Origin of the sequence: Bradyrhizobium sp. STM 3809 (genome assembly GCF_000239795.1) — a bacterium.
Classification (GTDB): domain Bacteria; phylum Pseudomonadota; class Alphaproteobacteria; order Rhizobiales; family Xanthobacteraceae; genus Bradyrhizobium.
Window position 1 is genome coordinate 1 of the sequence record NZ_CAFJ01000260.1, and the last position, 6,670, is coordinate 6,670.

Sequence of the window (6,670 nt, forward strand, 5' to 3'; positions counted from 1 at the left end):
GCGCGTCACCATGTCGTAGTCCCAGACCTCCGACGGCGTCGTCATCGACGAATAGGCAAAGCGCAGATTGGTCGTGTCGAACTCGTAGGAGCCCATCGCATCCAGCGAATAGGCGCCTTCGTCGAAGGCGATGGCGTGCTCCTCGCCCGACTTCAGGTCGCGGATCACGATCGACGGCAGCGCATTGGCGCGCTCCAGCCGCACCAGATGGCCTGCATAGAGATCATGGTCGAGCACGTAGATCCCGGCGCGATGCGGAATGAGATCGCGCCAGTTGGCACGCTCGGGCGACGCCAGCGGCGCGGTGACGATCTTGAAGTCGATGGCGCCGTCGGCATTGGTCAGGATGAACAGCTCGTCGCCGCGGTCGGCGATCGAATATTGCACGCCGGTCTCGCGCGCGGCCACCAGTCGCGGAGGCGCCTCGGGTGCGTCGAGATCGATCAGCCGCTGCTCGGAAGTCTCATGGTCGCCGCCGGCGACGACGCAGAACCGGCCCGAGGTCGATTCGTGCACATGCGTGAACCAGCCGGTGTCCTTTTCCTCGTAAACCAGCACGTCCTCGGCCTGTTCGGTGCCGAGCTTGTGGCGCCAGACCTGCATCGGGCGGTGGTTGCCGTCGAGCTTGACGTAGAAGAAGCTCTTGCAGTCGCGCGACCACACCACGCCGCCGTCGGTCTCCTCGACGAGATCCGCAAGATCGTCGCCACCGTCCCAGTCGCGCACGCGGATGGTGAAGTATTCCGAGCCCTTGGTGTCGGCGCTCCACGCCACGAGCTTGTGGTCGTGCGAATGCCGGCTGCCGCCGAACTTGAAATAGTCGTGGCCGCGCGCCAGCGCGTCGCCGTCGAGCCCGATCGTCTCCGCGCCGCCGTTGCGCGGCGTGCGGCAGAACAGTTCGTGCTGGCCGCCCTCGCGGTACTTGCGAAAATAGGCGTAAGGACCGTCCGGCGACGGCACCGAGGAATCGTCCTCCTTGATGCGGCCGCGCATCTCCGCGACGATCGTCTTCTGCAGCGGCGCCGTGTGGCCGAGGACATCATTGGCATAGGCGTTCTCGGCCTCGAGATACGCCCTGATGTCCTGATCGAGCAGCGCGGGATCGTGCAGCACCTCCTGCCAGCGCGCATCCTTCAGCCAGGCATAATCGTCCTGGACGGTGATACCGTGGCGGGTGAACGAGAACGGGCGGCGTGGCGCCACCGGCGGAGTGCTGCGATCGGTCATATCAGTCCCTTATGCGGTCACGCTCTCGCCGAGCCACTGGATCGCGGCATCGAGGCCGCCGCGGCCATGCGGGATCTTCAACGCCACCAGCGCCATTTCGATCACGCCGAGCGTGCCCAGCACCATCGGCGCGTTGACATGGCCCATATGGGCGATGCGGAAGGCCTTGCCCTGGAGATCGCCGATGCCGGTGCCGAGCACGACGCCGCACTGCTCCTTGCAGTAATTCTGCAGCACGGCGGGATCATAGCCTTCGCCGACCAGCACGGTGGTCACGGTGTTGGAGCGCTCGGCGGCCTCTTGGATGTTGAAGCCGATCACCTGGCCCTCGCTCCACTTCGCGACCGCGCGGCGCACCGCCTCGCCGAGCAGCTGGTGCCGGCGGAACGCGTGCGGCAGGCCTTCGGCGAACAGCATGTCCATCGCCTGGCGCAGCGCGAACAAGAGATGCACCGGCGCGGTGCCGCCATATTTACGATAATGTTCGGTGCCCTCGCGCTCGCTCCAGTCCCAATAGGGCGTGCGCATGTTGGCGCGCTTGTGCACCTCGAGCGCGCGCGCATTCGCCGCGACGAAGCCGAGCCCGGGCGGCGTCATCAGGCCCTTCTGCGAGCCGGACATCGCGACGTCGATGTTCCAGGCGTCCATCTCGAACGGCATGCAGCCGAGCGAGGCGACGGTGTCGACCATGTAGAGGGCGGGGTGGCCTGAGGCCTTGACCGCGCGGCCGATCGCCTCGACGTCGTTGACGACGCCCGACGCGGTATCGATCTGGGCCACCACGATCGCCTTGATGGTGTGCTCCTTGTCGGCGCGCAGCCGCGCCTCGACTTCGGCCGGGCGCACCGCGCGGCGCCAGTCGCCGCGCAGCACCTCGACCTCGGCGCCCATCGCCTTGGCCGCGTTGCCCCAGCCGACCGCGAAGCGGCCGCTTTCCAGCACCAGCACCTTGTCGCCGCGCGACAGCACGTTGGAGAGCACGGCCTCCCAGGCCCCGTGGCCGTTGGCGATGTAGACGTAGGTCTTGCCCTTGGTCGCGAACAGGCGGCCGAGATCGGCCAGGATGCCGTCGGTCAGCTCGACCATCTGCTTCGAATAGATGTCGAGTGCCGGGCGATGCATCGCCTGCAGCACCTCGTCGGGCATCGTGGTGGGTCCCGGGATGGCCAGAAACTCCCGGCCCGCGCGAACGGTCATTGTCAGTGTCCTCGGCGATGTGATTTGGGGCGATGTGGTCTAGCGATTGCGGTAGAGGCGGGTCCTCGCACGCGGCGGACCCGGACTGGTTTTACGTGGCGCGGTCGCTGATGAAAAGCCGGAGAAGCCGGGGGGCTGTCATGCCCCGGCGGCGAGCGGTGCGGGCGTCAGCGCCGGGTCTCACGGCAGCCGGCGGCCTCCGCCTCCTCGACCGAGCAGAACCAGCGCGTGCCCTTGGCGACGTGCATCTTGATCTGCGCGTACCAGCGGCTCTTCGGCGTGTGATAGATGCACTCGCCCGCGCCGTTGACGTTGCCCTTGATGGTGCAGTCCGGCGACGGCGCGACCGGGCCGGAGGCCGAGGCGAGCAGGATGTTGCGCGCGCCCTCCGGCGGCTTGGTGGCGCCGAGGATCGCGGTCTTCTTGTTGCGCACGCGCCAGTCCCACGGCGCGATGAACGCGCCCTGCCACATCCCGGCCTTCGCGGCGCGCGCCTCGGCCTCGTCCGGCTCGTAGTCATGTGAGACCGTGCGATAGGCCAGCGCCCAGCCGTTGCGCACCAGCCATTTCTGGATGTCCTCGCCGTCGACGTCGCAGCGCGCCACCTGCCGCCCCCGGCGGTCGATCGAGCGCGGATGGCACACCCAGCTCTTGCCGTCGGCGTGCTTGATCAGCTCGTCCCGCGCGGCCACGCCGCAGGTCCAGCGCTCGCCCTGCTGGTTGAGGCAAAGCTGGTCGACCGACGGCGCATCGACACCGCCGAGCCGGATGCGGGTGGTGCCGATCACCACGCTGTCGGCCTCGCGGACCTTGGCGGTCCCGGTGATATCGGCAGCGAAGGCGACGGAGGGGAGCAGCAGGAGCAGCGCGAGCAGGGCGGGTTTCATCGGCATGAACGGGCGCGGGTCATCCTCGAGGATCGGCAATGCCCGCCATTGTGCGGCGGATCGCGTGGCGGTTCCAGCGCCGTGATTGCCTGACTTGCTCAACTTCGCGCGATGGCGGGTCTGATAAGTTAAAAGAGCGGCCTCTTAACCACCACGGCGGTGCGCCCCCTCCCCTCCAGGCAAAGGGGAGTCGACCGCGACTGCCGTGAAACCTCGTTCCGTCACCCCGCCGCCACCCGCCGCGCCAGGGCCAGGCCCATCAGCACGAAGGCCGACGTCACCTCGGGTCCGCCGACAAGGATGCGGGTCGGGGTCTTCATCTTGTTCCACTCATAGGCGCGATAGGGGTGGCGCCGGCCGCCTTCGCCGAAGCTCGCGACGATGCAATGCACTGCCGGCGCGAAGCTCGCCTGGTTGCCGCCGAGATGGCCGAGCGCGATCAGTGCCAGCGCGGCGTCGAACGGGTTCATCTCGCGGCCGATCAGCTCGTCCTCGACATAGGCGAGCACGCGCAGGCGGATCAGCTCGAACGCGCCGTCGGGATCGATCGCCTGCCGCGCCGCCGGCGGCAGCGCCATGAAGGCGTGATAGCAACGGCCGAAATAGGCGCAGTACAGCTCCGGAAGATAATAGATGTGCGAGCGCGGATCGGCAAAGGCGCCACTGGTGACCAGCCGCAGCTGGAAGCCGACGATCCGCCTGACAAAGTCGAGGCGGCCCTGCGTCTCCAGGATCTGCCAGCGCGCGAGATTGCGGAACGACACCTCGAGCACGTCGAGATTCAGCGTCGGATCGAGATCGTTGCCATAGGGCCGCTCGCCGGCCAGGCTGTCGATCCAGGTCGCCACGCCGCCTTCATAGTCGATGTTGTCGTTGATGGGTACGGTGACGCGCGGCTCGTTGCTGCCGGCGCGCACCTGATAGCCGGCATAGAAATCGACCAGCGGCTGGTTGAGGATCGGATCGTCAGAGCCCGCCTGCGTCGCGGCCGAGAACGAGCACGCCGTGGTGTCGCAATCCGGCACGTAGACGCCGAAGCCGAGGTCCTGCTTGATCTGGGTGAAGAACCGCGAGAACCGCGGATGCGGGTGCGGCGCCAGCGCGGTGACGACATCGTAGCTGTTGCCGTCGGCGCCGCGGACCTCCTCGCGACTGGTCCTGAGGCAGAACTCGACCATCGCGGCCACCGCGCCGCGGGCGGCGCGCGCCTGATCGGACGAGGCCAGCCCGGTCTCCAGATAGCTCAGCAGCGCCTCGATGAAGAACGCGTCGTAATAGGCCGAGCGGTGGCGGATCTGCACCGGCTCCCACATCGGCTCGGCGATGCCGCGCCACGGCGGGTTGATCACGGCGGCCGCCGGCGAGCGGGCGATGAAGACGCGGGCGAGATTGAACAGCAGGGTCGAGTTCTTGTAGCCGCGCGCGTCCAGCCCCTGCAGCGCCATGAGCACCTCGCGGCCGGTCATGTCGGGATCACCGATCAGGTTGAACGCGGCGTAGGTCGGCAGGAAGCCGTTGCGGGCGTAGGAGCCGAGCAGGTCGGCGCCGCAGGCCCGGATCACGCGATCGATCTCGCCGGCCGGTGGCATCGCGACGTCGGCGGTCCTGCGCGGCGGCGAGGGATGGTGCAGCGCGACGCTGTCGACCAGTTCGGCGACCGGGCGGCCGACCTCGTCCCAGTCCGGCGTCGGATTGTCGCGGGCGAGAACCAGCGCCTGGCGCAGCGCATTGAGACGGCCGGGATCGTTGAGCTCTGGCAGGCCGGCGCGGCGCAGCAGCGCGCGCAGCGCGGGGTTGCCGAGCGCGGTCCGGTAGAATTTCGCCAGATGCGGGTCGCCGCGGCCGGGCTGACGCAGAACGGGATCGCAGACGTCGTATAGCGAGGGACCGTCCTTGCGGGCCGTCAATGCGCGGCAGGCGGCGCCGGCGAAATACTGGAAACTCAACGTGGGGACTCGCGGTTGTCGAGGCGGGACAGACGGCGCGCACGGCATGAAAAGCCCGGCAAACGGCTCCTGACGCGCATGCACGGGGCAAACTGGCATGCGTGGCGGCCAAAGACAACGTGACCGGCATCACTGCGCGGCTGTGGATGGGGCTGCAATATGGCGGCCGGACGGTCCTGAAGCGGCCGTTTGGAGATCGGCGCCATGGTTAAATTTGCGTTTCTCTTCAAGTGGTTGAAATGTCATTGGTGTTCCGATGTTGCCTCGGCTCCGGGTTCGGGTTAAGCCTTTCTTCGTTGCGGTGCCGCAATTTGCGCGCAAAGTGACGACACATCGTCTCGCAACCCCTCAAACCTCAGAGGCGTCAGCGCGACCAAAGGGTGCGCCCCTTGGTCGAGAGGATCGGCTCGGACCAGGATTGACGTGATGACCGCAAGGCAGCCTTCTCTCTCGCGCCGCTCGGCCGTGATCGCCGCCGCGCTTCTGTGCACGGTGTCGCTCGCGCTCGGCGCGAACGCTGCCCTGAACAAGCGCGCCGCCGATTCCGGCAAGGCCGCCGCCACCGAGCAGAGCCCGGCTGCACCCAGCAATGGCGCGCGCCTCGCCCTCGTTATCGGCAACGCGCATTATCCCGACGCCAATGCGCCGCTGGCCCAGCCGATCAACGACGCCCGCGCGCTCACCGGCGCGCTGCGCCGCGGCGGCTTCGATGTCGACGTGGTCGAGGATGCGACCAAGGAAGACATGGCCCGCGCGCTCGATCGGCTGAAGTCCCGGATCAGGCCGGACTCGGTGGTGATGCTGTTCTTCGGCGGCTACGCCATCCAGGCCGGCCGCGAGAGCTACATGATCCCGGTCGACGCCAAGATCTGGCGCGAATCCGACGTGCGCCGCGAGGGCACCAGCGTCGAGCAGTTCGTCGAGACCGTCCGCGAGCAGGGCGCCCGCGCCAAGCTCGTGGTGCTCGACGCCTCGCGCCGCAATCCCTATGAGCGACGCTTCCGCTCCTATTCGCACGGGCTGGCCCCGATCAATGCTCCCGCCAACGCGCTGATCCTGTCGTCGGCGACACCGGGCAGGGTGCTCGACGACCCGACGGACCGCAGCAACAGCATGCTCGTCTCCGAGCTGCTCAACCAGCTCGGCCGCAGCCCGAGCGCCGAGGCGGTCTTCACCAAGACCCGCAACGCCATCGCGCGCAGCACCGACGGCGAGCAGGTGCCGATGGTGTCGTCCTCCCTGGTCGAGGACATCCGCCTGAGCGCTGACGTGGCGAACGCCGGCAGCTGAGACAGCCGACAGGGCCTCTCTCTCGATATCTCGACTATCTCCCTTGTTAGTTGTGGCGCGGCAACTCGTGTGGCTTGTTTGCGGCCCAGCGCGACAAGACCGCCCGAGCCGCTCATGGCCGTC

General features: G+C 67.8%; 5 protein-coding genes. 1 reads left to right on the forward strand and 4 read right to left on the reverse strand.

Going from position 1 to position 6,670, the window contains the following annotated elements; all coding sequences use genetic code 11:
- The 4 genes from BRAS3809_RS14575 to BRAS3809_RS14590 all read right to left on the reverse strand — a co-directional run.
- The coding region (locus BRAS3809_RS14575; protein WP_035656314.1) for a S9 family peptidase at positions 1-1,227 on the reverse strand (1,227 nt) is incomplete at its 3' end.
- Positions 1,228-1,236: 9 nt separating this feature from the next.
- Positions 1,237-2,424, reverse strand: coding sequence for a pyridoxal-phosphate-dependent aminotransferase family protein (locus BRAS3809_RS14580; RefSeq protein ID WP_008962876.1), 1,188 nt, complete (start codon positions 2,422-2,424; stop codon positions 1,237-1,239).
- A 167-nt stretch (positions 2,425-2,591) separates the two neighbouring features.
- Positions 2,592-3,317, reverse strand: coding sequence for a thermonuclease family protein (locus BRAS3809_RS14585; protein ID WP_008962877.1), 726 nt, complete (start codon positions 3,315-3,317; stop codon positions 2,592-2,594).
- A gap of 215 nt (positions 3,318-3,532) precedes the next feature.
- Positions 3,533-5,257, reverse strand: coding sequence for a hypothetical protein (locus BRAS3809_RS14590; protein WP_008962878.1), 1,725 nt, complete (start codon positions 5,255-5,257; stop codon positions 3,533-3,535).
- 426 nt (positions 5,258-5,683) lie between these two features.
- Here BRAS3809_RS14590 and BRAS3809_RS14595 point away from each other — a divergent pair, with 426 nt between their 5' ends.
- Complete coding sequence (locus BRAS3809_RS14595; RefSeq protein WP_008962880.1) at positions 5,684-6,547, forward strand: caspase family protein; 864 nt, start codon at positions 5,684-5,686, stop codon at positions 6,545-6,547.
- Positions 6,548-6,670 lie beyond the last annotated feature (123 nt).